At 55.2% G+C, this 26,253-nt stretch carries 16 protein-coding genes, 6 tRNA genes and 3 rRNA genes; 23 read left to right on the top strand and 2 right to left on the bottom strand.

The window, feature by feature from the left end:
- Positions 1–68 precede the first annotated feature (68 nt).
- Both argC and erpA read left to right on the top strand, forming a co-directional pair.
- Complete coding sequence (argC, locus tag ACF6ZU_RS09835; protein ID WP_392891931.1) at positions 69–1,103, top strand: N-acetyl-gamma-glutamyl-phosphate reductase; 1,035 nt, start codon at positions 69–71, stop codon at positions 1,101–1,103.
- 168 nt (positions 1,104–1,271) lie between these two features.
- A complete protein-coding gene (gene erpA / locus ACF6ZU_RS09830) occupies positions 1,272–1,622 on the top strand; it encodes an iron-sulfur cluster insertion protein ErpA (RefSeq protein WP_007947969.1) in 351 nt (116 codons plus the stop codon).
- Between the two features lie 66 nt (positions 1,623–1,688).
- On the opposite strand, the gene ACF6ZU_RS09825 is transcribed toward erpA, so the two are convergent.
- Together ACF6ZU_RS09825 and ACF6ZU_RS09820 are read right to left on the bottom strand one after the other, a co-directional pair.
- The gene (locus tag ACF6ZU_RS09825; protein WP_392891928.1) at positions 1,689–2,780 is read right to left on the bottom strand and encodes an anhydro-N-acetylmuramic acid kinase; all 1,092 of its coding nucleotides are present in this window, start codon (positions 2,778–2,780) and stop codon (positions 1,689–1,691) included.
- A gap of 3 nt (positions 2,781–2,783) precedes the next feature.
- The gene (locus ACF6ZU_RS09820; RefSeq protein WP_392891926.1) at positions 2,784–4,202 is read right to left on the bottom strand and encodes a peptidoglycan DD-metalloendopeptidase family protein; all 1,419 of its coding nucleotides are present in this window, start codon (positions 4,200–4,202) and stop codon (positions 2,784–2,786) included.
- A gap of 211 nt (positions 4,203–4,413) precedes the next feature.
- On the opposite strand from ACF6ZU_RS09820, the gene tyrS reads away from it, so the two are divergent.
- The 21 genes from tyrS to rpoC all read left to right on the top strand — a co-directional run bounded on the left by tyrS (position 4,414) and on the right by rpoC (position 26,198).
- Positions 4,414–5,613, top strand: a complete 1,200-nt coding sequence (gene tyrS, locus ACF6ZU_RS09815; protein WP_392891925.1) for a tyrosine--tRNA ligase — start codon at positions 4,414–4,416, stop codon at positions 5,611–5,613.
- A 552-nt stretch (positions 5,614–6,165) separates the two neighbouring features.
- A 16S ribosomal RNA gene (locus ACF6ZU_RS09810) occupies positions 6,166–7,702 on the top strand.
- 82 nt (positions 7,703–7,784) lie between these two features.
- A tRNA-Ile gene (locus ACF6ZU_RS09805) sits at positions 7,785–7,861 on the top strand.
- A gap of 28 nt (positions 7,862–7,889) precedes the next feature.
- A tRNA-Ala gene (locus ACF6ZU_RS09800) sits at positions 7,890–7,965 on the top strand.
- Positions 7,966–8,200: 235 nt separating this feature from the next.
- Positions 8,201–11,092: ribosomal RNA gene (locus ACF6ZU_RS09795) — 23S ribosomal RNA — on the top strand.
- Between the two features lie 146 nt (positions 11,093–11,238).
- Positions 11,239–11,354: ribosomal RNA gene (rrf, locus tag ACF6ZU_RS09790) — 5S ribosomal RNA — on the top strand.
- Together the 16S, 23S and 5S rRNA genes with 2 tRNA genes alongside form the textbook arrangement of a ribosomal RNA operon.
- A 133-nt stretch (positions 11,355–11,487) precedes the next feature.
- Complete coding sequence (gene birA, locus ACF6ZU_RS09785; protein ID WP_392891923.1) at positions 11,488–12,447, top strand: bifunctional biotin--[acetyl-CoA-carboxylase] ligase/biotin operon repressor BirA; 960 nt, start codon at positions 11,488–11,490, stop codon at positions 12,445–12,447.
- Entirely contained in the window at positions 12,437–13,186 is a 750-nt protein-coding gene (locus tag ACF6ZU_RS09780) for a pantothenate kinase (RefSeq protein ID WP_392891921.1), read from the top strand. The genes birA and ACF6ZU_RS09780 overlap by 11 nt, the downstream gene beginning before the upstream one ends.
- A 7-nt stretch (positions 13,187–13,193) precedes the next feature.
- The gene (locus ACF6ZU_RS09775; protein ID WP_392891920.1) at positions 13,194–13,634 is read left to right on the top strand and encodes a hypothetical protein; all 441 of its coding nucleotides are present in this window, start codon (positions 13,194–13,196) and stop codon (positions 13,632–13,634) included.
- A 142-nt stretch (positions 13,635–13,776) separates the two neighbouring features.
- Positions 13,777–13,861, top strand: a tRNA-Tyr gene (locus tag ACF6ZU_RS09770).
- A gap of 24 nt (positions 13,862–13,885) precedes the next feature.
- A tRNA-Gly gene (locus ACF6ZU_RS09765) sits at positions 13,886–13,959 on the top strand.
- A 26-nt stretch (positions 13,960–13,985) separates the two neighbouring features.
- A tRNA-Thr gene (locus ACF6ZU_RS09760) sits at positions 13,986–14,061 on the top strand.
- Positions 14,062–14,223: 162 nt separating this feature from the next.
- A tRNA-Trp gene (locus tag ACF6ZU_RS09755) sits at positions 14,224–14,299 on the top strand.
- A 45-nt stretch (positions 14,300–14,344) separates the two neighbouring features.
- Positions 14,345–14,713, top strand: a complete 369-nt coding sequence (gene secE / locus ACF6ZU_RS09750) for a preprotein translocase subunit SecE (protein WP_007896620.1) — start codon at positions 14,345–14,347, stop codon at positions 14,711–14,713.
- Between the two features lie 9 nt (positions 14,714–14,722).
- Positions 14,723–15,256 (top strand): transcription termination/antitermination protein NusG, encoded by a 534-nt coding sequence (gene nusG, locus ACF6ZU_RS09745; RefSeq protein WP_007896622.1) that lies wholly within the window; start codon positions 14,723–14,725, stop codon positions 15,254–15,256.
- A 117-nt stretch (positions 15,257–15,373) separates the two neighbouring features.
- Positions 15,374–15,805 carry a 50S ribosomal protein L11 gene (rplK, locus tag ACF6ZU_RS09740; RefSeq protein ID WP_008030880.1) on the top strand — a complete coding sequence of 144 codons (432 nt, stop codon included), beginning with the start codon at positions 15,374–15,376 and terminating at the stop codon, positions 15,803–15,805.
- Entirely contained in the window at positions 15,805–16,500 is a 696-nt protein-coding gene (gene rplA, locus ACF6ZU_RS09735; RefSeq protein ID WP_150638506.1) for a 50S ribosomal protein L1, read from the top strand. The genes rplK and rplA overlap by 1 nt, the downstream gene beginning before the upstream one ends.
- A gap of 198 nt (positions 16,501–16,698) precedes the next feature.
- Entirely contained in the window at positions 16,699–17,199 is a 501-nt protein-coding gene (rplJ, locus tag ACF6ZU_RS09730; protein ID WP_110755008.1) for a 50S ribosomal protein L10, read from the top strand.
- Between the two features lie 75 nt (positions 17,200–17,274).
- On the top strand, positions 17,275–17,640 hold the full coding sequence (gene rplL, locus ACF6ZU_RS09725) for a 50S ribosomal protein L7/L12 (RefSeq protein ID WP_145017335.1): 366 nt from the start codon (positions 17,275–17,277) through the stop codon (positions 17,638–17,640).
- A 220-nt stretch (positions 17,641–17,860) separates the two neighbouring features.
- Entirely contained in the window at positions 17,861–21,934 is a 4,074-nt protein-coding gene (gene rpoB / locus ACF6ZU_RS09720) for a DNA-directed RNA polymerase subunit beta (RefSeq protein ID WP_392891915.1), read from the top strand.
- Positions 21,935–21,998: 64 nt separating this feature from the next.
- Positions 21,999–26,198, top strand: coding sequence for a DNA-directed RNA polymerase subunit beta' (rpoC, locus tag ACF6ZU_RS09715; RefSeq protein ID WP_392891913.1), 4,200 nt, complete (start codon positions 21,999–22,001; stop codon positions 26,196–26,198).
- The last annotated feature ends 55 nt before the right edge of the window (positions 26,199–26,253 follow it).

Genomic DNA, 26,253 nt, shown 5'->3' with positions numbered 1-26,253 from the left:
CGGTTGTCGCAGGGGCGCGCGGCCCCTATTATCGACGGCTTTCCAGTGGGTTCGTTGAGGGCAGGTTTATGGTCAAGGTCGGTATCGTCGGCGGCACGGGTTACACCGGTGTCGAACTGCTGCGTCTGTTGGCACAGCATCCGCAGGCAGAAGTGGTCGTGATCACTTCCCGATCCGAGGCCGGTCTGGCCGTGGCTGACATGTACCCGAACCTGCGCGGTCATTACGATGGCCTGGCGTTCAGCGTTCCGGACATCAAGACCCTGGGCGCCTGCGACGTGGTGTTCTTTGCCACGCCTCATGGTGTTGCCCATGCCTTGGCGGGTGAGCTGCTGGCGGCCGGGACCAAGGTGATCGACCTGTCGGCGGATTTCCGTCTGCAAGACGCGGATGAGTGGGCCAAGTGGTACGGCCAGCCGCACGGTGCGCCGCAATTGCTCGAAGAAGCGGTCTATGGCTTGCCGGAAGTCAATCGCGAACAGATCAAACAGGCTCGCCTGATCGCCGTGCCGGGTTGCTACCCGACGGCCACGCAGTTGGGTTTCCTTCCATTGCTCGAAGCGGGCCTTGCCGATACGTCGCGCCTGATCGCTGACTGCAAGTCTGGTGTCAGTGGCGCCGGTCGCGGTGCTGCCGTAGGTTCGCTGTACTCCGAGACGTCGGAAAGCATGAAGGCTTACGCCGTCAAAGGTCACCGTCACTTGCCGGAAATTCGCCAGGGACTGCGTCGCGCAGCGGGCAAGGATGTCGGTCTGACATTCGTTCCGCACCTGACGCCAATGATCCGCGGCATCCACTCGACACTTTACGCAACGGTCGTGGATCGCTCGGTGGATCTGCAGGCGCTGTTTGAAAAGCGTTATGCCAACGAACCGTTCGTCGATGTGATGCCGGCGGGCAGTCACCCGGAAACCCGTAGCGTGCGCGGTGCCAACGTTTGCCGAATTGCCGTACATCGTCCGCAGGACGGTGATTTGGTGGTGGTGTTGTCGGTGATCGATAACCTGGTCAAAGGCGCGTCGGGCCAGGCGGTGCAGAACCTGAACATCCTGTTCGGGCTGGATGAGCGTCTGGGCCTGTCCCACGCGGGCATGCTGCCGTAAGGCTTGATCCCGCCCAGCAAAAAGGCCCGTCGAACGGGCCTTTTTGCATTTACGGCCGATAATCGGGTTTATTGATATACCGTAACAATAGTTGACCGCTTTTCTAGGAGAAGCGGATAATGCGCGTCATCACGCATTATGGCGGCGTAACGCCGGGAGATAGTCAGCATGAGCGTCGAATCCTTCACCCCCACGGCTTTGCAATTCACCCACGGTGCCGCGCACAAGGTGAAGAGCCTGGTCGATGAAGAGGGGAATGATCGCTTGAAGCTGCGCGTATTCGTTACGGGCGGCGGTTGTTCAGGTTTTCAGTACGGCTTCACCTTCGATGAAGAAGTGGCCGATGACGACACCATCGTCGAGCGCGAAGGCGTGAGCCTGGTGGTCGATCCGATGAGCTTCCAGTACCTGGCAGGCGCCGAGGTGGATTACCAGGAAGGTCTGGAAGGTTCGCGTTTCGTCATCAAGAACCCGAACGCCAGCACCACGTGTGGCTGCGGCTCTTCGTTCTCGATCTGATCGCGCGTCACTGCATTACAAACGCCGCATGGCCTCAGGGCTCTGCGGCGTTTTGCTGTCTGGCGTTCAGGCGGGGTAGATGGCGCCGAGTACGCGCAAGCCGCGGGCGCCGGTGACGCTCGGGCGATTGGCTGCGATCCCTTCCAGGCAGCAATGGGCCAGCCAGGCGAAAGCCATGGCTTCGACCCAGTCCGGGTCGACACCGTGAGTGGCGGTGCTGCTGACCTTGGCGTTTGGCAGCAGGCTGGCCAGGCGTTTCATCAGCGTCGCGTTGTGCGCGCCGCCACCGCAGATCAGCAACTCCTGTGTATCCGCTTGAGCGTTTTGCAGTGATTCGATGATGGTCAGCGCGGTCAGCTCGAGCAATGTTGCCTGCACGTCTGCGCTGGCGAATGCTGGCAATTGCGAAAGATGCCGTGTCAGCCAGGGCAGGTTGAACACTTCACGGCCGGTGCTTTTCGGGCCTTTGGTCACGAAAAACGGATCGCTGAGCAGTGCAGTCAACAGAACAGGTTCGACTTTACCGCTGGCAGCCCAGTGGCCGTCGCGATCGTAGTTGTCGCCGCGTTGCTGATGAATCCACGCATCCAGTAACACATTCCCGGGGCCACAGTCGAAACCCGCTACAGGTTTGCCGGGTTCAATCAGGCTGAGATTGCTGAAGCCGCCTACGTTCAATACCGCACGGTTGCCCGCCTGCTCTTCAAACAAAGCTTCGTGGAAGGCCGGAACGAGCGGGGCGCCTTGACCGCCTGCGGCAACGTCGCGGCTGCGGAAGTCGCTGACTACGGTGATACCGGTCAATTCCGTCAGTAGGGCAGGGTTGCCGATTTGTACCGTGAAGCCGCGCGCCGGTTCGTGGCGAATGGTCTGGCCATGGCTGCCAATCGCGCGAATGTCTTCGGGTTTCAGGTTTTGCTGATCAAGCAGGGTATGAATGCCCTGCGCCGCCAGCTTCACCCAGTTCTGCTGGGCAATGGCGGAGCGGGCGATTTCGTCCGGGCCGCTTGCGCACAAGCCGAGCAGCTCGGTGCGCAGGGCGTCAGGCATGGGAATGTAGTGCGTGGCGACCAGTTTGATCGCCGGACTCAGCTCAACCAGTGCGATGTCCAGGCCATCGAGACTGGTTCCGGACATCACACCTATATAGAGCGTCATGATTTAGCGTTTGCTCGAAGCCAGTTGGGTGGATTTTTCTTGATCCATGCGCGCCATCAGAGGCTGGCTCTGCGCGAGGAAACGAGCCCGTTCTGCTTTGGAGATTGGGTCGGCCATCGCCACTTTCTGGCCCAGCGGATCGACGTGCACGCCATTGACCTGGAACTCGTAGTGCAAATGCGGCCCGGTGGACAGGCCGGTAGTGCCGATGTAGCCGATCACTTGACCCTGCTTGACGGAGCTGCCGGTCTGGACGCCTTTTGCAAAGCCCTGCATATGGCCATACAGCGTGCGATACGTGTTGCCGTGCTGGATGATCACGGTATTGCCATAACCACCGCGACGGCCGGCCAACAACACCTTGCCGTCACCGGCCGCCTTGATTGGCGTACCGCGCGGCGCTGCGTAGTCGACACCTTTGTGGGCGCGGATCTTGTTCAGGATCGGGTGCTTGCGGCCCATGGAGAACTTGGAGCTGATGCGGGCGAAGTCTACCGGCGTACGGATAAACGCCTTGCGCATGCTGTTGCCGTCGGCGGTGTAGTAACTGCTGTTGCCTTGTTTGTTGGTGTAGCGCACGGCGGTGTAGGTCTTGCCGCGGTTGGTGAAGCGCGCGGAAAGGATGGGGCCGTTACCGACGGCTTTGCCGTTGACGACTTTCTGTTCGTAGATCACGTCGAACTCGTCGCCCTGGCGAATATCCTGGGCGAAGTCGACGTCATAGCCAAACACGCTGGCCATGTCCATGGTCAGGCTGTGGGACAGGCCGGCGCGGGCGGCGGACTGCGACAGCGAGCTGTTGATCACGCCGTGAACGTAGGCGGAGCGCACGGTAGGCTTGGCGGTGATGCGGTTGAATACATAACCCTTGTCGTTCTTGGTCAGGGTAATGGTTTCGAGGTCGCTGACCTTGCTGTGCAGGTTGGTCAGCTGGCCTTCGGGGTTCAGTTCGAATTCGAGCTTCTGGCCGTGCTTGAGTTGGCTGAACTGCTTGGCCTGTTTGTCGCTGGCCATTACTTCATGCACCGACGCGGCTGGAAGGCCGACCTTCTCGAACAGTGTGGAGAGCGTATCGCCTTTGGCGACTGTCACTTCCCTGTGATTAGGTCCCTTCTTTTCTTCGACAACCGGCGCTGGCGCGGCCTCTGCGGTTTCCTGGGGTTCTTCCGCGCCGTTTTCGATCTGCGCGAATGGGGAAGTTACCGGCTCATTTGTGGCTTGTGTGGCGTCGGCAGCGTCTTGATCTTGTGTCAGTTGTTCAGCAGGGCTTTCCAGTTCAAGACTGAGGGTTGTCTTTTTGGCTTCTACATCGCTGGAAGGGAATACCAGAAGCGCCAGGCTCAGAAGGGCGGCGATGCCACTTGCTGCGAGCAGGTGGGTCTTCGGGTAAAGCGGTGGCGCTTTAGACGATTCTTGGGTCATAGGTAATTTTGACTTTGAAAAAGATGAATTGGAAAAGATGAATGACATGATGAAGATGAAATAACTGTATAAAATATAACCAAATCATCTCTGAAGCAAGTCCGTGGTCACTCTGCCAGCGGATTGGCGTCATTGCGCCGGCCAAACTTTGTATTTGACGCGTGATCTTGTATGGTTGGTTCCCTTTGAATTCGAGCCTTGCGGGTCTGTTATGAAGTCGGTTGAAGAGCAGCTAGCGCTGATCAAACGTGGTGCGGAAGAACTGTTGGTCGAGTCCGAGCTGGTCGAAAAGCTCAAGCGTGGCCAGCCGCTACGTATTAAGGCAGGCTTCGATCCGACCGCGCCGGATTTGCACCTGGGTCACACCGTGCTTATTAATAAGCTGCGCCAGTTCCAGGAACTGGGGCATCAGGTGATCTTCCTTATAGGTGACTTCACCGGGATGATCGGTGATCCGAGCGGCAAGAGCGCCACGCGTCCACCGCTTACCCGTGAGCAGGTTCTCGAGAATGCCGAGACCTACAAGACTCAAGTGTTCAAGATTCTTGATCCGGCGAAAACCGAGGTGGCGTTCAACTCCACCTGGATGGACCAGATGGGGCCGGCTGACTTCATTCGCCTGACTTCGCAATACACCGTCGCTCGCATGCTCGAGCGCGACGATTTCGACAAGCGCTACACCACCAATCAGCCAATCGCCATCCATGAGTTTCTCTATCCGCTGGTTCAGGGCTACGACTCGGTCGCCTTGCGTGCTGATGTCGAGTTGGGCGGTACCGACCAGAAGTTCAACCTGTTGATGGGGCGTGAACTGCAGCGTGGTTATGGGCAGGAGCCGCAGTGCATTCTGACCATGCCGTTGCTCGAAGGTCTGGATGGCGTGAAGAAGATGTCCAAGTCTTTGGGCAACTACGTCGGCATTCAGGAAGCGCCGGGTGTCATGTACAGCAAACTGGTTTCGATTCCGGATGCGCTGATGTGGCGTTACTTCGAGCTGCTCAGCTTCCGTTCCATGGAAGAGATCAATGCGTTCCGTGCTGATGTCGAGGCGGGTGCCAATCCGCGTGACATCAAGATCAAGCTGGCGGAAGAGATCGTTGCGCGCTTCCATGGTGAAGAGGCTGCGGCCAATGCCCATCGTGCGGCGGGTAATCGCATGAAGGATGGCGAGTTGCCAGACGACCTGCCGGAAATCGAACTGACCGCTACCGAAGATATGCCGATCGCTGCCGTCCTTAATAAGGCTGGTCTGGTGAAGAACTCGGCAGTGGCGCGTGATCTGCTGAATTCCGGCGGTGTGCGTATAGATGGTGAGGTTGTAGATCGCACCTTTATATACGTACTCGGCGCGACCCATGTTTGCCAGGCCGGAAAGAAGGCATTTGCGCGTATTTCGCTCAAATCTGAATAAGGCTGAAATTAGGGGTTGACGGCAGATTCTGGAAGTCTATAATTCGCCCCACTTCCGGCGCAGTCGAAACGGAAAACTCCTTGGTAAACAACGAGTTACGCAGTTTTCGGCAGCGAGTTGCTTCAGGTCATCGAAGCTCAGAAGGAGTCGGTCAAGCGGTGTTGTAAGGCTTGATGGACGGTTCGATCTTCTCGGTCGAAAGCGGAGAAAAAGAGGTGTTGACAGCAGCGAGTAACGCTGTAGAATTCGCCTCCCGCTAACGAGAGATCGGAAGCGCAAGTGGTTGAAGTTGCAAGGGAAACTTTGAAAACTTCTGAAAATAACCGCTTGACAGCAACAGAGGCTGCTGTAGAATGCGCGCCTCGGTTGAGACGAAAGATCTTAACCAACCGCTCTTTAACAACTGAATCAAGCAATTCGTGTGGGTGCTTGTGGAGTCAGACTGATAGTCAACAAGATTATCAGCATCACAAGTTACTCCGCGAGAAATCAAAGATGTAACCAACGATTGCTGAGTCAAGTTTAGGGTTTCTTAAAAACCCAAAGATGTTTGAACTGAAGAGTTTGATCATGGCTCAGATTGAACGCTGGCGGCAGGCCTAACACATGCAAGTCGAGCGGTAGAGAGAAGCTTGCTTCTCTTGAGAGCGGCGGACGGGTGAGTAATGCCTAGGAATCTGCCTGGTAGTGGGGGATAACGTTCGGAAACGGACGCTAATACCGCATACGTCCTACGGGAGAAAGCAGGGGACCTTCGGGCCTTGCGCTATCAGATGAGCCTAGGTCGGATTAGCTAGTTGGTGAGGTAATGGCTCACCAAGGCGACGATCCGTAACTGGTCTGAGAGGATGATCAGTCACACTGGAACTGAGACACGGTCCAGACTCCTACGGGAGGCAGCAGTGGGGAATATTGGACAATGGGCGAAAGCCTGATCCAGCCATGCCGCGTGTGTGAAGAAGGTCTTCGGATTGTAAAGCACTTTAAGTTGGGAGGAAGGGCAGTAAATTAATACTTTGCTGTTTTGACGTTACCGACAGAATAAGCACCGGCTAACTCTGTGCCAGCAGCCGCGGTAATACAGAGGGTGCAAGCGTTAATCGGAATTACTGGGCGTAAAGCGCGCGTAGGTGGTTTGTTAAGTTGGATGTGAAAGCCCCGGGCTCAACCTGGGAACTGCATTCAAAACTGACAAGCTAGAGTATGGTAGAGGGTGGTGGAATTTCCTGTGTAGCGGTGAAATGCGTAGATATAGGAAGGAACACCAGTGGCGAAGGCGACCACCTGGACTGATACTGACACTGAGGTGCGAAAGCGTGGGGAGCAAACAGGATTAGATACCCTGGTAGTCCACGCCGTAAACGATGTCAACTAGCCGTTGGGAGCCTTGAGCTCTTAGTGGCGCAGCTAACGCATTAAGTTGACCGCCTGGGGAGTACGGCCGCAAGGTTAAAACTCAAATGAATTGACGGGGGCCCGCACAAGCGGTGGAGCATGTGGTTTAATTCGAAGCAACGCGAAGAACCTTACCAGGCCTTGACATCCAATGAACTTTCCAGAGATGGATTGGTGCCTTCGGGAACATTGAGACAGGTGCTGCATGGCTGTCGTCAGCTCGTGTCGTGAGATGTTGGGTTAAGTCCCGTAACGAGCGCAACCCTTGTCCTTAGTTACCAGCACGTAATGGTGGGCACTCTAAGGAGACTGCCGGTGACAAACCGGAGGAAGGTGGGGATGACGTCAAGTCATCATGGCCCTTACGGCCTGGGCTACACACGTGCTACAATGGTCGGTACAGAGGGTTGCCAAGCCGCGAGGTGGAGCTAATCCCATAAAACCGATCGTAGTCCGGATCGCAGTCTGCAACTCGACTGCGTGAAGTCGGAATCGCTAGTAATCGCGAATCAGAATGTCGCGGTGAATACGTTCCCGGGCCTTGTACACACCGCCCGTCACACCATGGGAGTGGGTTGCACCAGAAGTAGCTAGTCTAACCTTCGGGAGGACGGTTACCACGGTGTGATTCATGACTGGGGTGAAGTCGTAACAAGGTAGCCGTAGGGGAACCTGCGGCTGGATCACCTCCTTAATCGACGACATCAGCTGCTCCATAAGTTCCCACACGAATTGCTTGATTCATTGAAGAAGACGATAAGAAGCAGCCCGAAATTGGGTCTGTAGCTCAGTTGGTTAGAGCGCACCCCTGATAAGGGTGAGGTCGGCAGTTCGAATCTGCCCAGACCCACCAATTTTTGTGTGGGATCCTGTAGCAATACGGGGCCATAGCTCAGCTGGGAGAGCGCCTGCCTTGCACGCAGGAGGTCAACGGTTCGATCCCGTTTGGCTCCACCACTACTGCTTCTGTTTGTTGAAAGCTTAGAAATGAGCATTCCATGGTGACATGGTGAATGTTGATTTCTAGTCTTTGGCTAGATCGTTCTTTAAAAATTTGGGTATGTGATAGAAAGATAGACTGAACGTTACTTTCACTGGTAACGGATCAGGCTAAGGTAAAATTTGTGAGTTTAATCGCGAATTTTCGGCGAATGTCGTCTTCACAGTATAACCAGATTGCTTGGGGTTATATGGTCAAGTGAAGAAGCGCATACGGTGGATGCCTTGGCAGTCAGAGGCGATGAAAGACGTGGTAGCCTGCGAAAAGCTTCGGGGAGTCGGCAAACAGACTTTGATCCGGAGATGTCTGAATGGGGGAACCCACCTAACATAAGTTAGGTATCTTAAGCTGAATACATAGGCTTAAGAAGCGAACCAGGGGAACTGAAACATCTAAGTACCCTGAGGAAAAGAAATCAACCGAGATTCCCTTAGTAGTGGCGAGCGAACGGGGACTAGCCCTTAAGTGGCTTTGAGATTAGCGGAACGCTCTGGAAAGTGCGGCCATAGTGGGTGATAGCCCTGTACGCGAAAATCTCTTAGTCATGAAATCGAGTAGGACGGAGCACGAGAAACTTTGTCTGAATATGGGGGGACCATCCTCCAAGGCTAAATACTACTGACTGACCGATAGTGAACTAGTACCGTGAGGGAAAGGCGAAAAGAACCCCGGAGAGGGGAGTGAAATAGATCCTGAAACCGTATGCGTACAAGCAGTGGGAGCCCACTTTGTTGGGTGACTGCGTACCTTTTGTATAATGGGTCAGCGACTTATTTTCAGTGGCGAGCTTAACCGAATAGGGGAGGCGTAGCGAAAGCGAGTCTTAATAGGGCGTCTAGTCGCTGGGAATAGACCCGAAACCGGGCGATCTATCCATGGGCAGGTTGAAGGTTGGGTAACACTAACTGGAGGACCGAACCGACTACCGTTGAAAAGTTAGCGGATGACCTGTGGATCGGAGTGAAAGGCTAATCAAGCTCGGAGATAGCTGGTTCTCCTCGAAAGCTATTTAGGTAGCGCCTCATGTATCACTGTAGGGGGTAGAGCACTGTTTCGGCTAGGGGGTCATCCCGACTTACCAAACCGATGCAAACTCCGAATACCTACAAGTGCCGAGCATGGGAGACACACGGCGGGTGCTAACGTCCGTCGTGAAAAGGGAAACAACCCAGACCGTCAGCTAAGGTCCCAAAGTTATGGTTAAGTGGGAAACGATGTGGGAAGGCTTAGACAGCTAGGAGGTTGGCTTAGAAGCAGCCACCCTTTAAAGAAAGCGTAATAGCTCACTAGTCGAGTCGGCCTGCGCGGAAGATGTAACGGGGCTCAAACCATACACCGAAGCTACGGGTATCACTTAGGTGATGCGGTAGAGGAGCGTTCTGTAAGCCTGTGAAGGTGAGTTGAGAAGCTTGCTGGAGGTATCAGAAGTGCGAATGCTGACATGAGTAACGACAATGGGTGTGAAAAACACCCACGCCGAAAGACCAAGGTTTCCTGCGCAACGTTAATCGACGCAGGGTTAGTCGGTCCCTAAGGCGAGGCTGAAAAGCGTAGTCGATGGAAAACAGGTTAATATTCCTGTACTTCTGGTTATTGCGATGGAGGGACGGAGAAGGCTAGGCCAGCTTGGCGTTGGTTGTCCAAGTTTAAGGTGGTAGGCTGGAATCTTAGGTAAATCCGGGATTCTAAGGCCGAGAGCTGATGACGAGTGTTCTTTTAGAACACGAAGTGGTTGATGCCATGCTTCCAAGAAAAGCTTCTAAGCTTCAGGTAACCAGGAACCGTACCCCAAACCGACACAGGTGGTTGGGTAGAGAATACCAAGGCGCTTGAGAGAACTCGGGTGAAGGAACTAGGCAAAATGGCACCGTAACTTCGGGAGAAGGTGCGCCGGTGAGGGTGAAGGACTTGCTCCGTAAGCTCATGCCGGTCGAAGATACCAGGCCGCTGCGACTGTTTATTAAAAACACAGCACTCTGCAAACACGAAAGTGGACGTATAGGGTGTGACGCCTGCCCGGTGCCGGAAGGTTAATTGATGGGGTTAGCTAACGCGAAGCTCTTGATCGAAGCCCCGGTAAACGGCGGCCGTAACTATAACGGTCCTAAGGTAGCGAAATTCCTTGTCGGGTAAGTTCCGACCTGCACGAATGGCGTAACGATGGCGGCGCTGTCTCCACCCGAGACTCAGTGAAATTGAAATCGCTGTGAAGATGCAGTGTATCCGCGGCTAGACGGAAAGACCCCGTGAACCTTTACTATAGCTTTGCACTGGACTTTGAATTTGCTTGTGTAGGATAGGTGGGAGGCTTTGAAGCGTGGACGCCAGTTCGCGTGGAGCCATCCTTGAAATACCACCCTGGCAACTTTGAGGTTCTAACTCAGGTCCGTTATCCGGATCGAGGACAGTGTATGGTGGGTAGTTTGACTGGGGCGGTCTCCTCCTAAAGAGTAACGGAGGAGTACGAAGGTGCGCTCAGACCGGTCGGAAATCGGTCGTAGAGTATAAAGGCAAAAGCGCGCTTGACTGCGAGACAGACACGTCGAGCAGGTACGAAAGTAGGTCTTAGTGATCCGGTGGTTCTGTATGGAAGGGCCATCGCTCAACGGATAAAAGGTACTCCGGGGATAACAGGCTGATACCGCCCAAGAGTTCATATCGACGGCGGTGTTTGGCACCTCGATGTCGGCTCATCACATCCTGGGGCTGAAGCCGGTCCCAAGGGTATGGCTGTTCGCCATTTAAAGTGGTACGCGAGCTGGGTTTAGAACGTCGTGAGACAGTTCGGTCCCTATCTGCCGTGGACGTTTGAGATTTGAGAGGGGCTGCTCCTAGTACGAGAGGACCGGAGTGGACGAACCTCTGGTGTTCCGGTTGTCACGCCAGTGGCATTGCCGGGTAGCTATGTTCGGAATAGATAACCGCTGAAAGCATCTAAGCGGGAAACTAGCCTCAAGATGAGATCTCACTGGGACCTTGAGTCCCCTGAAGGGCCGTCGAAGACTACGACGTTGATAGGTTGGGTGTGTAAGCGCTGTGAGGCGTTGAGCTAACCAATACTAATTGCCCGTGAGGCTTGACCATATAACACCCAAGCAATTTGACTACTCGAGAGAGCATCAAATTGCGGTGTGTGAAGACGAAACGAACCGAAAGTTCGAGAACAAACACACAAACTATCGCATACCCAATTCGCTGGAACGTCGAAAGACGCGTCAGCTCAAGAATTTCTTGACGACCATAGAGCATTGGAACCACCTGATCCCATCCCGAACTCAGCAGTGAAACGATGCATCGCCGATGGTAGTGTGGGGTTTCCCCATGTGAGAGTAGGTCATCGTCAAGATTAAATTCCGAAACCCCAATTGCGAAAGCAGTTGGGGTTTTGTTTTGCCCGCAGGAAAACCGCTTGGTACGGTTTCTATGCAACGGCTCGAGGCGTGGCTATCATGCGGGCCTCATTGTGAGGCGGGACTTGCATGCTGACGTTGTTAAAGCTTCTTAAAGATGGTCGTTTCCATTCCGGTCAGGCCCTTGGTGCGGCGTTGGGTGTCAGTCGCAGTGCTGTGTGGAAACAGCTTCAGCTTTTAGAGGCTGAACTTGGCTTGTCTGTCCACAAGGTGCGTGGGCGTGGTTATCAATTGGCTTCGCCATTGACGTTGCTCGACTCTGCCGAGATAGCAGAGCAAGCGCCTTCCTGTGATTGGCCCGTCCTGGTTTTTGATTCTATTGACTCCACTAATGCCGAAGCGCTTCGTACGATTGAGCGTGGAAAAGTCGCGCCATTCCTGGTGCTCGCCGAACGGCAGACGTCAGGCCGCGGGCGTCGTGGGCGCAAGTGGGCAAGTCCTTTTGCAGAAAACGTCTACTACAGCCTGGTGCTGCGCATTGAGGGCGGCATGCGTCAGCTGGAGGGGCTGAGCCTTGTAGTTGGGCTCGCGGTCATGCAAACCTTGCGGGAGCTTGGTATTTCAGATGTCGGCTTGAAGTGGCCTAACGATGTGCTGGTTGGGCAGAAAAAAATCGCCGGTATCTTGCTTGAGCTGGTCGGTGACCCCGCTGACGTATGTCACGTGGTGTTGGGTGTTGGCATTAATGTGAACATGCAGCTGACCAGTGAGATTGACCAGGAGTGGACGTCTATGCGGCTCGAGTCGGGGCGGGCGTTTGATCGAAATCACCTGGTCGCGAAGTTGGGAGGGGTGCTCCAGGTCTATTTGGGGCGGCACCAGACCGATGGATTTCCCGCTATCCAGTCTGAGTGGGAGCAGAATCACCTATGGCAGGGGCGGGCGGTCTCGTTGATCGCGGGTGTTAACCAAATAGATGGCGAAGTGCTGGGCATTGATAGTCAAGGTGCTCTGCGCTTGAGGGTAGACGGTGTGGAAAAGGTCTTTAGTGGTGGTGAGCTCAGTTTGAGGTTGCGTGATGATTCTTGAGCTCGACTGCGGAAACAGTTTTATCAAGTGGCGAGTCCTCGCTGCGGACGCCCGCCAAACTGTTGGGGAGGGCGTTGTCGATTCGAATCTCGCCTTGCTGGAGAGTTTGAATGCGCTCCAGGGGCTGGCTCTCAGGTTCTGCCGGCTGGTCAGCGTAAGGACGGCTGAGGAAACCGCTGCATTGGTTTCTCTGCTGGCAGAGACTTATGGGGTGTCCGTGGCTTGCGCGGCGCCCGCTCGCGAAATGTCGGGCGTTCGCAATGGCTATGAGGAGTTCGATCGCCTGGGGCTTGATCGTTGGCTGGCGATGCTTGGAGGGTTTCACTTGGCTTCGGGTGCATGCCTGGTGCTGGACTTCGGTACTGCAGTCACAGCGGACTTTGTCGCTGCTGATGGAGCGCACCTTGGCGGCTTTATTTGTCCGGGAATGCCGTTGATGCGAAATCAGTTGCGTACCCATACCCGTAAAATCCGATATGGAGACTTGGCTGCGGAGCGAGCTTTGGAGAATCTTGCACCTGGACGAACGACCGTCGAAGCAGTTGAGCGAGGGTGCTCGTTGATGTTGAGAGGTTTTGTTCTAACCCAGTTGGAGCTTGCGCGTAGCTATTGGGGGGCGGAATTCTCCGTGTTCCTCACAGGCGGCGATGCGGGGTTGGTTTCCGAGATCGTGCCTGAGGCCAGAGTGGTTCCGGATCTGGTGTTTGTAGGGTTGGCTATGGCGTGTCCTTTATCCTGAGGTTCGTATGCGTTGGTTGTTCCTGCTGCTGCTAGTGCTCAACATTTTCTATTACATCTGGCACCAACAAGAGGCTCCTCTGCGTGCGAAGGATGTTACCCCTTTGAGTTTGTACCGTGGGAATCAGCAGGATATTCGCTTGTTAAGCGAGGCGTCTGACCTCTCCCGTGAAAAAGGAAAGTCTGCTCCCGCGGAAACCGGCTGTCTGTACGTGGGTGGTCTTGTGCGTCCGGAGTTGGCTCAGGCAGTCGAGAGGCGGCTGAATGGCATGGAAATCAAATTTCAGCCACTGCCAAAAGATAGCCCTGACTTTTCTGGTTATTGGGTGCGTGTAGCTCCGGAAAGCCGCCGCTGGCTCGATGATGTGCAGCTGCAAAACCTTTCCAGAGAATTCAATGAGTTAAAACATAAAATAATGCCGTGCGAGGGGGTTGCACCCGCGGAATAGTTTGCATAGAATGGCGCCCGCTCAGCAGCGAAGACCTTCAAAGGTTAACGATGCGAAGCGAGGTCAACGCAGCTAACCTCAGGTTTTTAATGAGAAAATGCTTGACAGAAGGCTGGCATGATATAGAATGCCGGCTCGCTTAGGAGGGGTTCCCGAGCGGCCAAAGGGATCAGACTGTAAATCTGACGTCTACGACTTCGAAGGTTCGAATCCTTCCCCCTCCACCATTTTTAGCGAGAGCTGTAAGCCTCGCGGGTATAGTTTAGTGGTAGAACCTCAGCCTTCCAAGCTGATGATGCGGGTTCGATTCCCGCTACCCGCTCCAAGTTTACAGGTTTTGCACAGTGTTACGCTCTTGTAGCTCAGTTGGTAGAGCACACCCTTGGTAAGGGTGAGGTCAGCGGTTCAAATCCGCTCAAGAGCTCCATATAACAAGGCAGATATGAAAATATCTGCCTTTGTTTTAAGGGTTGCGGTCGCGTTTTCTTGGCGATCGTGCGTGTGGTTCTGGTGTTCGTGCCAGGGCTGCCGAGTAAGTTGTTGTAATGTCTTTTTTGGGTCGGCATAATGGTCGGCCTGATTTTGTTTTAGGTCAGTAGCTCAATTGGCAGAGCGACGGTCTCCAAAACCGTAGGTTGGGGGTTCGATTCCCTCCTGACCTGCCAGATTCACTCGGTGTGTCTGGCTTTCTTTTCACAGGATCTTCATAGATGACTCCTAAAGCTGAAGCTCAAGGCTCTCGCTTCGATCTGCTCAAGTGGCTAGTAGTAGTCGCTTTGGTGGTTGTTGGCGTTGTTGGCAATCAGTACTACTCTGCTTCGCCGATCCTGTATCGCGTACTTGCATTGCTTGTCATTGCTGCTGTTGCTGCCTTTGTAGGCCTGCAGACAGTCAAGGGCAAGTCTTTCTTTGTACTGGTTAAGGAAGCTCGCACCGAGATTCGTAAAGTCGTATGGCCAACTCGCCAAGAAACCACTCAGACCACGCTGATTGTCGTGGCTGTTGTCCTGGTTATGGCGTTGCTGCTGTGGGGGCTTGATTCGCTCCTCGGCTGGCTTGTTTCCTTGATCGTCGGCTAAGGGTGTCCCGTGGCTAAGCGTTGGTACGTTGTGCATGCTTACTCCGGTTACGAGAAGCATGTCATGCGCTCGTTGGTAGAGCGCGTAAAGCTGGCTGGCATGGAAGATGGCTTCGGCGAAATTCTGGTTCCCACTGAAGAAGTGGTTGAGATGCGTAATGGCCAGAAACGCAAAAGCGAGCGTAAATTCTTCCCTGGTTACGTGCTGGTTCAGATGGATATGAATGAGGGTACTTGGCACTTGGTCAAGGATACTCCTCGAGTGATGGGTTTTATCGGTGGTACTGCTGATAAGCCTGCGCCAATCACAGATAAAGAGGCAGAAGCAATTCTGCGTCGCGTTGCTGATGGTAGCGACAAGCCGAAGCCGAAGACATTGTTCGAGCCGGGTGAGTCGGTGCGTGTCAACGACGGGCCGTTTGCTGACTTTACAGGCACGGTTGAAGAAGTTAACTACGAAAAGAGCCGGATCCAAGTGGCAGTGCTCATTTTCGGTCGCTCTACTCCGGTAGAGCTCGAGTTCAGTCAGGTCGAAAAGGTCTAGCTGAGCAAGCATCCCAACCCCGCAGCCCTAGGCTGTGGGGTTTTGTCGTCACTGGGATAAACGCGCAAGTAACCGGGGAGCCTTTCGAGGCGTTTGAACCCGTAATTGGAGTGCCTCATGGCCAAGAAGATTACCGCTTACATCAAGCTGCAAGTGAAGGCCGCTCAGGCTAACCCAAGCCCACCTGTTGGTCCTGCTCTGGGTCAGCACGGCGTGAACATCATGGAATTCTGCAAGGCTTTCAACGCCCGTACTCAGGGTATTGAGCCAGGCCTGCCGACTCCAGTGATCATCACTGTCTACAGCGACCGTAGCTTCACTTTCGAAACCAAATCCACCCCTGCTTCGGTTCTGCTGAAGAAGGCGGCTGGTCTGACTAGCGGTTCCGCTCGTCCGAACACCGTTAAGGTTGGCACCGTAACTCGTGCTCAGCTGGAAGAAATCGCGAAAGTTAAAAACGCGGATCTGACTGCAGCTGATATGGAAGCAGCCGTGCGTACCATCGCCGGTTCTGCTCGTAGCATGGGCCTTAACGTGGAGGGTGTGTAATGGCTAAGTTGACCAAGCGTCAAAAGGCTATCGCCAGCAAAATCGAAGCAGGCAAGTCCTACAACTTTGTAGACGCAGCTTCTCTGCTGGCTGAGCTGTCGACCGTCAAGTTCAGCGAGTCGTTCGACGTTGCTGTGAACCTCGGTGTTGACCCGCGTAAATCTGACCAGGTTGTTCGTAGCGCTACTGTGCTGCCACACGGCACTGGCAAGACTGTTCGCGTTGCCGTGTTCACCCAGGGTCCAGCTGCTGAGGCCGCTCTGGCTGCCGGCGCTGACCGTGTAGGTATGGACGACCTGGCTGCCGAAATGAAAGGCGGCGACCTGAACTATGACGTAGTTATCGCATCCCCGGATGCAATGCGCGTTGTAGGCCAGTTGGGTCAGATCCTCGGTCCACGTGGTCTGATGCCTAACCCTAAAGTCGGCACCGTAACTCCAGACGTAGCTACCGCGGTTAAAAACGCCAAGGCTGGTCAGGTTCGTTATCGCACCGACAAAAACGGCATCATCCACACTTCCGTTGGCAAGATCGGCTTCGACGCCGTCAAGCTGAAGGAAAACGTTGAAGCCCTGATCGCTGATCTGAAGCGTATCAAACCAGCTTCCTCGAAAGGCATTTACGTCAAGCGCGTTACCCTGAGCACCACTATGGGCCCAGGTCTGGTCATCGACCAAAGCTCGCTCGACGCGTAAGACAAAAGTTGGCGTAAGCGATTACGCCAATTGAAAGATTGGGGTCCCTGCCTGGCGGGGGCTATCCAAGACCGTAGGCGACGCAAGTCTTAAACCACAAGCCTACGCAGATGGTGCTCCCGGTTCCTTACCGAATCAGACACCAAAACGACATCCGGTTTCGACCAGATGAAACGGTAACAAGCAGGAGTTAAACCCGTGGCAATTAAACTCGAAGACAAGAAGGCCATCGTCGCTGAAGTCAACGAGGCTGCCAAAGTCGCTCTGTCCGCTGTCGTGGCTGATGCCCGTGGCGTAACAGTAGGCGCGATGACCGGACTCCGTAAAGAGGCTCGTGAAGCTGGCGTTTACGTACGTGTTGTACGTAACACCCTGCTCAAGCGCGCCGTTGCTGACACTGAATTCAGTGTTCTCAACGACACGTTCACTGGCCCTACCCTGATTGCCTTCTCCAAAGAACATCCAGGCGCTGCTGCCCGGATCTTCAAAGAGTTCGCAAAGGGTCAGGACAAGTTCGAGATCAAGGCAGCTGCGTTCGAGGGCAAGTTCCTCGCAGCTAACCAAATCGACGTACTGGCAACTCTGCCGACCCGTGACGAAGCAATTTCTCAGCTGATGAGCGTGATTCAAGGCGCTACCAGCAAATTGGCTCGTACTCTGGCGGCGATTCGCGACCAGAAAGAAGCCGCTGCAGCCTAAGGCTCGTCAGCTTCTCGCGTTTTTTGTTTTTTTCGATGGTCGCGTAGGCCGTCCCCAATATCAGGAATTAGATTCATGTCTATCTCTCAGAACGATATCCTTGAAGCAGTTGGCAGCATGTCCGTAATGGAAGTTGTTGAGCTGATCAAAGCTTTCGAAGAAAAATTCGGTGTTACCGCTGCTGCTGCATCGGCTGGTCCAGCTGCTGCTGCCGCTGTTGTTGAAGAGCAAACTGAATTCAACGTCATGCTGACCGAAGCTGGCGAGAAGAAAGTTAACGTGATCAAGGCAGTACGTGAACTGACCGGTCTGGGCCTGAAAGAAGCCAAGGCTGTAGTTGACGGCGCTCCTGCCATGGTTCTGGAAGCTGTTGCCAAAGACGCAGCTGACAAAGCCAAAGCAGTACTGGAAGAAGCAGGCGCTAAAGTCGAGCTGAAGTAAGCATCGACTTTGCTCCTCCAGCCCGAGCGTTAAGCGAAAGGCTGATGGCTGGTGGCTCTTGCCACCGGCCTTTTTCCGTTATTGGCAGCCGACTGGGTCGGTGCTGATAACGAGCTGTAACCACCCGATGCGGTGGCGCAAACCATGGGGTTTGCACGATTTTCTGGCTGCTCCCGTCGGGAGGGGCCAAACAAGCAGGTGACCAAGCTGGGGAACGCTGATGGCTTACTCATATACTGAGAAAAAACGTATCCGCAAGGACTTTAGCAAGTTGCCGGACGTCATGGATGTGCCGTACCTCCTGGCCATCCAGCTGGATTCGTATCGTGAATTCTTGCAAGCGGGAGCGACTAAAGATCAGTTCCGCGACGTGGGCCTGCATGCGGCCTTCAAATCCGTTTTCCCGATCATCAGCTACTCCGGCAATGCTGCGCTGGAGTACGTCGGTTATCGCCTGGGCGAACCGGCATTTGATGTCAAAGAATGCGTATTGCGCGGTGTAACTTACGCCGTACCTTTGCGGGTAAAAGTGCGCCTGATCATTTTCGACAAAGAATCGTCGAACAAAGCGATCAAGGACATCAAAGAGCAAGAAGTCTACATGGGTGAAATCCCCCTGATGACTGAGAACGGTACCTTCGTAATCAATGGTACCGAGCGTGTAATCGTTTCCCAGCTGCACCGTTCCCCGGGCGTGTTCTTCGACCACGACCGTGGCAAGACGCACAGCTCCGGCAAACTGCTGTACTCCGCGCGCATCATTCCTTACCGCGGTTCGTGGCTGGACTTCGAGTTCGACCCGAAAGACTGCGTATTCGTGCGTATCGACCGTCGTCGCAAGCTGCCTGCATCGGTACTGCTGCGCGCGCTCGGCTATACCACTGAAGAAGTGCTCGACGCGTTCTACACCACCAACGTCTTCCACGTGCAAGGTGAAAACCTCAGCCTGGAACTGGTGCCTCAGCGTCTGCGCGGTGAAATTGCTGTCCTGGATATCCTGGATGACAAAGGCAAGGTTATTGTCGAGCAAGGTCGTCGTATCACTGCTCGTCACATCAACCAGCTGGAAAAAGCCGGGATCAAAGAGCTGCAAGTGCCTCTGGACTACGTCCTGGGTCGCACTACCGCCAAGGTCATCGTGCATCCGGCAACCGGCGAAATCCTGGCAGAGTGCAACACCGAGCTGAACACCGAGATCCTGGCGAAAATCGCCAAGGCCGGCGTTGTTCGCATCGAGACTCTGTACACCAACGATATCGACTGCGGTCCGTTCGTTTCCGACACATTGAAGATCGACTCCACCAGCAACCAATTGGAAGCGCTGGTCGAGATCTATCGCATGATGCGTCCAGGCGAGCCGCCAACCAAAGACGCTGCCGAGACTCTGTTCAACAACCTGTTCTTCAGCCCTGAGCGCTATGACCTGTCTGCGGTCGGCCGGATGAAGTTCAACCGTCGTATCGGTCGTACCGAGATCGAAGGTTCGGGCGTGTTGTGCAAAGAAGACATCGTCGCGGTCCTGAAGACTCTGGTCGACATCCGTAACGGTAAAGGCATCGTCGATGACATCGACCACCTGGGTAACCGTCGTGTTCGCTGCGTAGGCGAAATGGCTGAGAACCAGTTCCGCGTTGGCCTGGTACGTGTTGAACGTGCGGTCAAAGAACGTCTGTCGATGGCTGAAAGCGAAGGCCTGATGCCGCAAGACCTGATCAACGCCAAGCCAGTGGCTGCGGCGGTGAAAGAGTTCTTCGGTTCGAGCCAGCTGTCCCAGTTCATGGACCAGAACAACCCGCTGTCCGAGATCACCCACAAGCGTCGTGTTTCTGCACTCGGCCCTGGCGGTCTGACTCGTGAGCGTGCCGGCTTTGAAGTCCGTGACGTACACCCGACTCACTACGGTCGTGTGTGCCCGATTGAAACGCCGGAAGGTCCGAACATCGGTCTGATCAACTCCCTGGCTGCTTATGCGCGCACCAACCAGTACGGCTTCCTCGAGAGCCCGTATCGTGTGGTGAAAGACGCTCTGGTCACCGACGAGATCGTGTTCCTGTCCGCCATCGAAGAAGCTGATCACGTGATCGCTCAGGCTTCGGCCACGATGAACGACAAGAAAGTGCTGATCGACGAGCTGGTAGCCGTTCGTCACTTGAACGAGTTCACCGTCAAGGCGCCGGAAGACGTCACCTTGATGGACGTATCGCCGAAGCAGGTAGTTTCGGTTGCAGCGTCGCTGATCCCGTTCCTCGAGCACGACGACGCCAACCGTGCGTTGATGGGTTCGAACATGCAGCGTCAAGCTGTACCAACCCTGCGTGCTGACAAGCCGCTGGTCGGTACCGGCATGGAGCGTAACGTAGCTCGTGACTCCGGCGTTTGCGTCGTGGCTCGTCGTGGCGGTGTTATCGATTCCGTGGACGCCAGCCGTATCGTGGTTCGTGTTGCTGATGATGAAGTTGAAACCGGCGAAGCTGGTGTCGACATCTACAACCTGACCAAGTACACCCGCTCCAACCAGAACACCTGCATCAACCAGCGTCCGCTGGTGCGTAAAGGTGATCGGGTTCAGCGTAGCGACATCATGGCCGACGGCCCGTCCACCGACATGGGTGAACTGGCGCTGGGTCAGAACATGCGCATCGCGTTCATGGCATGGAACGGCTTCAACTTCGAAGACTCCATCTGCCTGTCCGAGCGTGTGGTTCAGGAAGACCGCTTCACCACGATCCACATCCAGGAACTGACCTGTGTGGCGCGTGACACCAAGCTTGGGCCTGAGGAAATCACTGCAGACATCCCGAACGTGGGTGAAGCTGCACTGAACAAGCTGGACGAAGCCGGTATCGTTTACGTAGGTGCTGAAGTCGGCGCAGGCGACATTCTGGTAGGTAAGGTCACTCCGAAAGGCGAGACCCAACTGACTCCGGAAGAAAAGCTGCTGCGTGCCATCTTCGGTGAAAAAGCCAGCGACGTTAAAGACACCTCCCTGCGCGTGCCTACCGGCACCAAGGGTACTGTCATCGACGTACAGGTCTTCACCCGTGACGGCGTTGAGCGTGATGCTCGTGCGCTGTCGATCGAGAAGACTCAACTCGACGAGATCCGCAAGGATCTGAACGAAGAGTTCCGTATCGTTGAAGGCGCCACTTTCGAACGTCTGCGTTCCGCTCTGGTCGGCCACAAAGCCGAAGGCGGCGCCGGTCTGAAGAAAGGTCAGGACATCACCGACGAAGTTCTCGACGGTCTTGAGCATGGTCAGTGGTTCAAACTGCGCATGGCTGAAGATGCTCTGAACGAGCAGCTCGAGAAGGCTCAGGCCTACATCGTTGATCGCCGCCGTCTGCTGGACGACAAGTTCGAAGACAAGAAGCGCAAACTGCAGCAGGGCGATGACCTGGCTCCAGGCGTGCTGAAAATCGTCAAGGTTTACCTGGCAATCCGTCGTCGCATCCAGCCGGGCGACAAGATGGCCGGTCGTCACGGTAACAAAGGTGTGGTCTCCGTGATCATGCCGGTTGAAGACATGCCGCACGATGCCAATGGCACCCCGGTCGACGTCGTCCTCAACCCGTTGGGCGTACCTTCGCGTATGAACGTTGGTCAGATCCTTGAAACCCACCTCGGCCTCGCGGCCAAAGGTCTGGGTGAGAAGATCAACCGGATGATCGAAGAGCAGCGTAAAGTCGCCGAGCTTCGCAAGTTCCTGCACGAGATCTACAACGAGATCGGCGGTCGTAACGAAGATCTGGACAGCTTCTCCGACCAGGAAATCCTGGATCTGGCGAAGAACCTGCGTGGCGGCGTTCCAATGGCCACTCCAGTGTTCGACGGCGCCAAGGAAAGCGAAATCAAGGCCATGCTGAAACTGGCAGACCTGCCAGAAAGCGGCCAGATGCAGCTGACCGACGGCCGTACCGGCAACAAGTTCGAGCGCCCGGTTACTGTTGGCTACATGTACATGCTGAAGCTGAACCACTTGGTAGACGACAAGATGCACGCCCGTTCTACCGGTTCGTACAGCCTGGTTACCCAGCAGCCGCTGGGTGGTAAGGCGCAGTTCGGTGGTCAGCGTTTCGGGGAGATGGAGGTCTGGGCACTGGAAGCATACGGTGCTGCTTACACTCTGCAAGAAATGCTCACAGTGAAGTCGGACGATGTGAACGGCCGTACCAAGATGTACAAAAACATCGTGGATGGCGATCACCGTATGGAGCCGGGCATGCCCGAGTCCTTCAACGTGTTGATCAAGGAAATTCGTTCCCTCGGCATCGATATCGATCTGGAAACCGAATAACACGTGACGCGAATCGAGAGCGGGGCAGGATTGCCCGCTCTCTGCTCCGCCAGGAGGAAAGGCCTTGAAAGACCTACTGAATTTGCTGAAAAACCAGGGTCAAGTCGAAGAGTTCGACGCCATCCGTATCGGATTGGCATCGCCTGAGATGATCCGTTCGTGGTCGTTCGGTGAAGTTAAAAAGCCGGAAACCATCAACTACCGTACGTTCAAACCTGAGCGTGACGGTCTGTTCTGCGCCAAGATCTTTGGCCCGGTAAAGGATTACGAGTGCCTGTGCGGTAAGTACAAGCGCTTGAAGCACCGTGGTGTGATCTGCGAGAAGTGCGGCGTTGAAGTTGCACTGGCCAAGGTTCGTCGTGAGCGCATGGCGCACATCGAACTGGCCTCGCCAGTTGCCCACATCTGGTTCCTGAAATCGCTGCCGTCGCGTATCGGCTTGCTGATGGACATGACCCTGCGTGATATCGAACGCGTTCTCTACTTCGAGAGCTATGTCGTTATCGATCCAGGCATGACCACCCTTGAAAAGGGTCAGCTGCTGAACGATGAGCAGTACTTCGAAGCGCTGGAAGAGTTCGGCGACGATTTCGATGCCCGCATGGGTGCCGAAGCTGTCCGTGAACTGCTGCACGCTATCGATCTGGAGCACGAGATTGGTCGTCTGCGTGAAGAGATTCCGCAAACCAACTCCGAAACCAAAATCAAGAAGCTGTCCAAGCGTCTGAAGTTGATGGAAGCCTTCCAGGGTTCCGGCAACCTTCCAGAATGGATGGTGCTGACCGTTCTGCCGGTTCTGCCGCCAGATCTGCGTCCACTGGTCCCGCTGGATGGCGGTCGCTTCGCGACTTCCGACCTCAACGATCTGTATCGTCGAGTGATCAACCGTAACAACCGCTTGAAGCGCCTGCTCGATCTGTCCGCTCCGGACATCATCGTGCGCAACGAAAAGCGTATGTTGCAGGAAGCCGTCGATGCACTGCTCGACAACGGTCGTCGTGGCCGCGCTATCACCGGTTCCAACAAGCGTCCTCTGAAATCCCTGGCTGACATGATCAAGGGTAAGCAAGGTCGTTTCCGTCAGAACTTGCTCGGTAAGCGTGTTGACTACTCCGGTCGTTCGGTAATTACCGTAGGTCCGACCCTGCGTCTGCACCAGTGCGGTCTGCCGAAGAAAATGGCTCTCGAGCTGTTCAAGCCGTTCATTTTCGGCAAGCTGGAAATGCGTGGTCTCGCGACCACCATCAAAGCCGCCAAGAAGATGGTCGAGCGCGAGCTGCCGGAAGTTTGGGACGTTCTCGCTGAAGTGATTCGCGAACACCCGGTTCTCCTCAACCGTGCACCGACCCTTCACCGTCTGGGTATCCAGGCGTTTGAACCGGTACTGATCGAAGGTAAGGCTATCCAGCTGCACCCGCTGGTCTGTGCTGCGTACAACGCCGACTTCGACGGCGACCAAATGGCCGTGCACGTACCGCTGACGCTGGAAGCCCAGCTGGAAGCGCGTGCGTTGATGATGTCGACCAACAACATTCTGTCGCCAGCCAACGGTGAGCCAATCATCGTTCCGTCGCAGGACGTTGTATTGGGTCTGTATTACATGACTCGTGAAGCGATCAACGCCAAGGGCGAAGGTCGTGTGTTCGCGGATCTGCAGGAAGTTGACCGTGTGTTCCGTGCCGGCGAAGCCGCACTGCACGCCAAGGTCAAGGTGCGGATCAACGAAACCGTGAACGATCGTGACGGTGGCAGCGTGAGCGGCACCCGTATCGTCGACACCACTGTCGGCCGTGCGCTGTTGTTCCAGGTTGTGCCAAAAGGCTTGTCCTTTGACGTCGTTAACCTGCCAATGAAGAAAAAGGCGATCTCCAAGCTGATCAACCAGTGCTACCGCGTGGTTGGTTTGAAAGAGACCGTGATCTTCGCTGACCAGTTGATGTACACCGGTTTTGCCTATTCGACCATTTCCGGCGTTTCCATCGGTGTTAACGACTTCGTTATCCCGGATGAAAAAGCCCGCATCATCGGTGCTGCTACCGACGAAGTGAAAGAGATCGAAAGTCAGTACGCCTCCGGCCTGGTAACCCAGGGCGAGAAGTACAACAAAGTGATCGACCTCTGGTCCAAGGCGAACGACGAAGTTTCCAAGGCGATGATGGCCAACCTCTCGAAAGAGAAAGTCATCGACCGTCATGGCGTCGAAGTCGACCAGGAATCCTTCAACTCGATGTACATGATGGCCGACTCGGGCGCACGGGGTTCTGCTGCGCAGATCCGTCAGCTCGCCGGTATGCGTGGCCTGATGGCCAAGCCGGACGGTTCCATCATCGAAACGCCGATTACTGCGAACTTCCGTGAAGGTTTGAGCGTACTTCAGTACTTCATCTCCACTCACGGTGCTCGTAAAGGTCTGGCGGATACCGCGTTGAAAACCGCTAACTCCGGTTACCTGACTCGTCGTCTGGTAGACGTGGCGCAAGATCTGGTCGTGACCGAGATCGATTGCGGCACCGAACATGGCCTGGTAATGACTCCGCACATTGAAGGCGGTGACGTTGTTGAGCCGTTGGGTGAGCGCGTATTGGGTCGTGTCATTGCCCGTGACGTATTCAAGCCTGGTACCGAGGAAGTTATCGTTCCTGCCGGCACCCTGGTAGACGAGAAGTGGGTCGAGTTCATCGAGCTGAACAGCATCGACGAAGTGATCGTGCGCTCGCCGATCAGCTGCGAAACCCGCTACGGCATTTGCGCCAAGTGCTACGGCCGTGATCTGGCTCGTGGTCACCAGGTGAACATCGGTGAAGCGGTCGGCGTAATTGCTGCCCAGTCCATCGGTGAGCCGGGTACCCAGCTGACCATGCGTACGTTCCACATCGGTGGTGCGGCAAGCCGGACCTCCGCAGCCGACAGCGTTCAGGTGAAGAATGGCGGTACCGTCCGTCTGCACAACCTGAAACACGTTGAGCGAGTGGATGGCTGCCTGGTTGCGGTTTCCCGTTCCGGTGAGCTGGCAATCGCTGATGACTTCGGTCGTGAGCGTGAGCGTTACAAGCTGCCGTACGGTGCTGTGATTTCGGTTAAAGAGGGTGACAAGGTCGACGCTGGCGCAATCGTGGCCAAGTGGGATCCGCACACTCACCCAATCGTTACCGAAATGAAAGGTACCGTGACCTACGTGGGCATGGAAGAAGGCATCACGATCAAGCGTCAGACTGACGAATTGACCGGTATGACCAACATTGAAGTACTCGACGCCAAAGACCGTCCAGCTGCCGGTAAAGATATCCGTCCTGCTGTGAAGATGGTTGATGACAACGGCAAGGATCTCTTGCTGCCGGGTACCGACGTAATTGCTCAGTACTTCCTGCCTGCGAACGCCCTGGTCGGTGTAGCGGACGGTGCGAAGATCGCGATCGGTGATGTTATCGCTCGTATCCCGCAAGAAACTTCGAAGACCCGTGACATCACCGGTGGTCTGCCGCGTGTTGCCGACTTGTTCGAAGCACGTCGTCCGAAAGAAGCCTCGATTCTGGCTGAAGTCAGCGGCACCATCGCGTTCGGTAAAGAGACCAAAGGCAAGCGCCGTCTGGTCATTACTCCGAACGACGGTAGCGATCCGTACGAAGAGCTGATTCCGAAGTGGCGTCACCTGAACGTCTTCGAAGGCGAACAGGTAAACCGCGGCGAAGTTATCTCCGACGGCCCGAGCGATCCACACGACATCCTGCGTCTGTTGGGTGTGAGTGCGCTGGCGAAGTACATCGTGAACGAGATCCAGGACGTTTACCGTCTGCAAGGCGTGAAGATCAACGACAAGCACATCGAGACCATCCTGCGTCAGATGCTGCGTAAAGTTGAAATCGCTGAATCCGGCGATTCCAGTTTCATCAAGGGCGACCAGATGGAATTGACTCACGTTCTGGTAGAGAACGAGCGCCTGGCGAACGACGAGAAATTCGTTTCCAAGTTCACTCGCGTACTGCTGGGTATCACCAAGGCGTCGTTGTCCACCGAATCGTTCATCTCGGCGGCTTCCTTCCAGGAAACCACCCGCGTACTGACCGAAGCGGCGGTAACCGGCAAGCGCGATTACCTGCGCGGCCTGAAAGAAAACGTAGTCGTGGGTCGTCTGATCCCGGCAGGTACCGGTCTGGCTTATCACAGCGAGCGTAAGCGCCGCCGTGATGCTGACAAACCGTTGCGCGTAAGCGCCAGTGAAGTGGAAGCTGCACTGACCGAAGCGCTGAACTCTAGCGGTAACTGAGTTCTGCGATAAATGAGCGTAAGGCCCTGGTCGTTCCGTTCATCGAATCGAGACA

It is taken from the genome of Pseudomonas migulae (assembly GCF_043225285.1).
Lineage (GTDB): Bacteria > Pseudomonadota > Gammaproteobacteria > Pseudomonadales > Pseudomonadaceae > Aquipseudomonas > Aquipseudomonas migulae_C.
The sequence above is the reverse complement of the archived record's forward strand: the minus strand, read 5'-3'. Positions and strand labels throughout refer to the sequence as shown.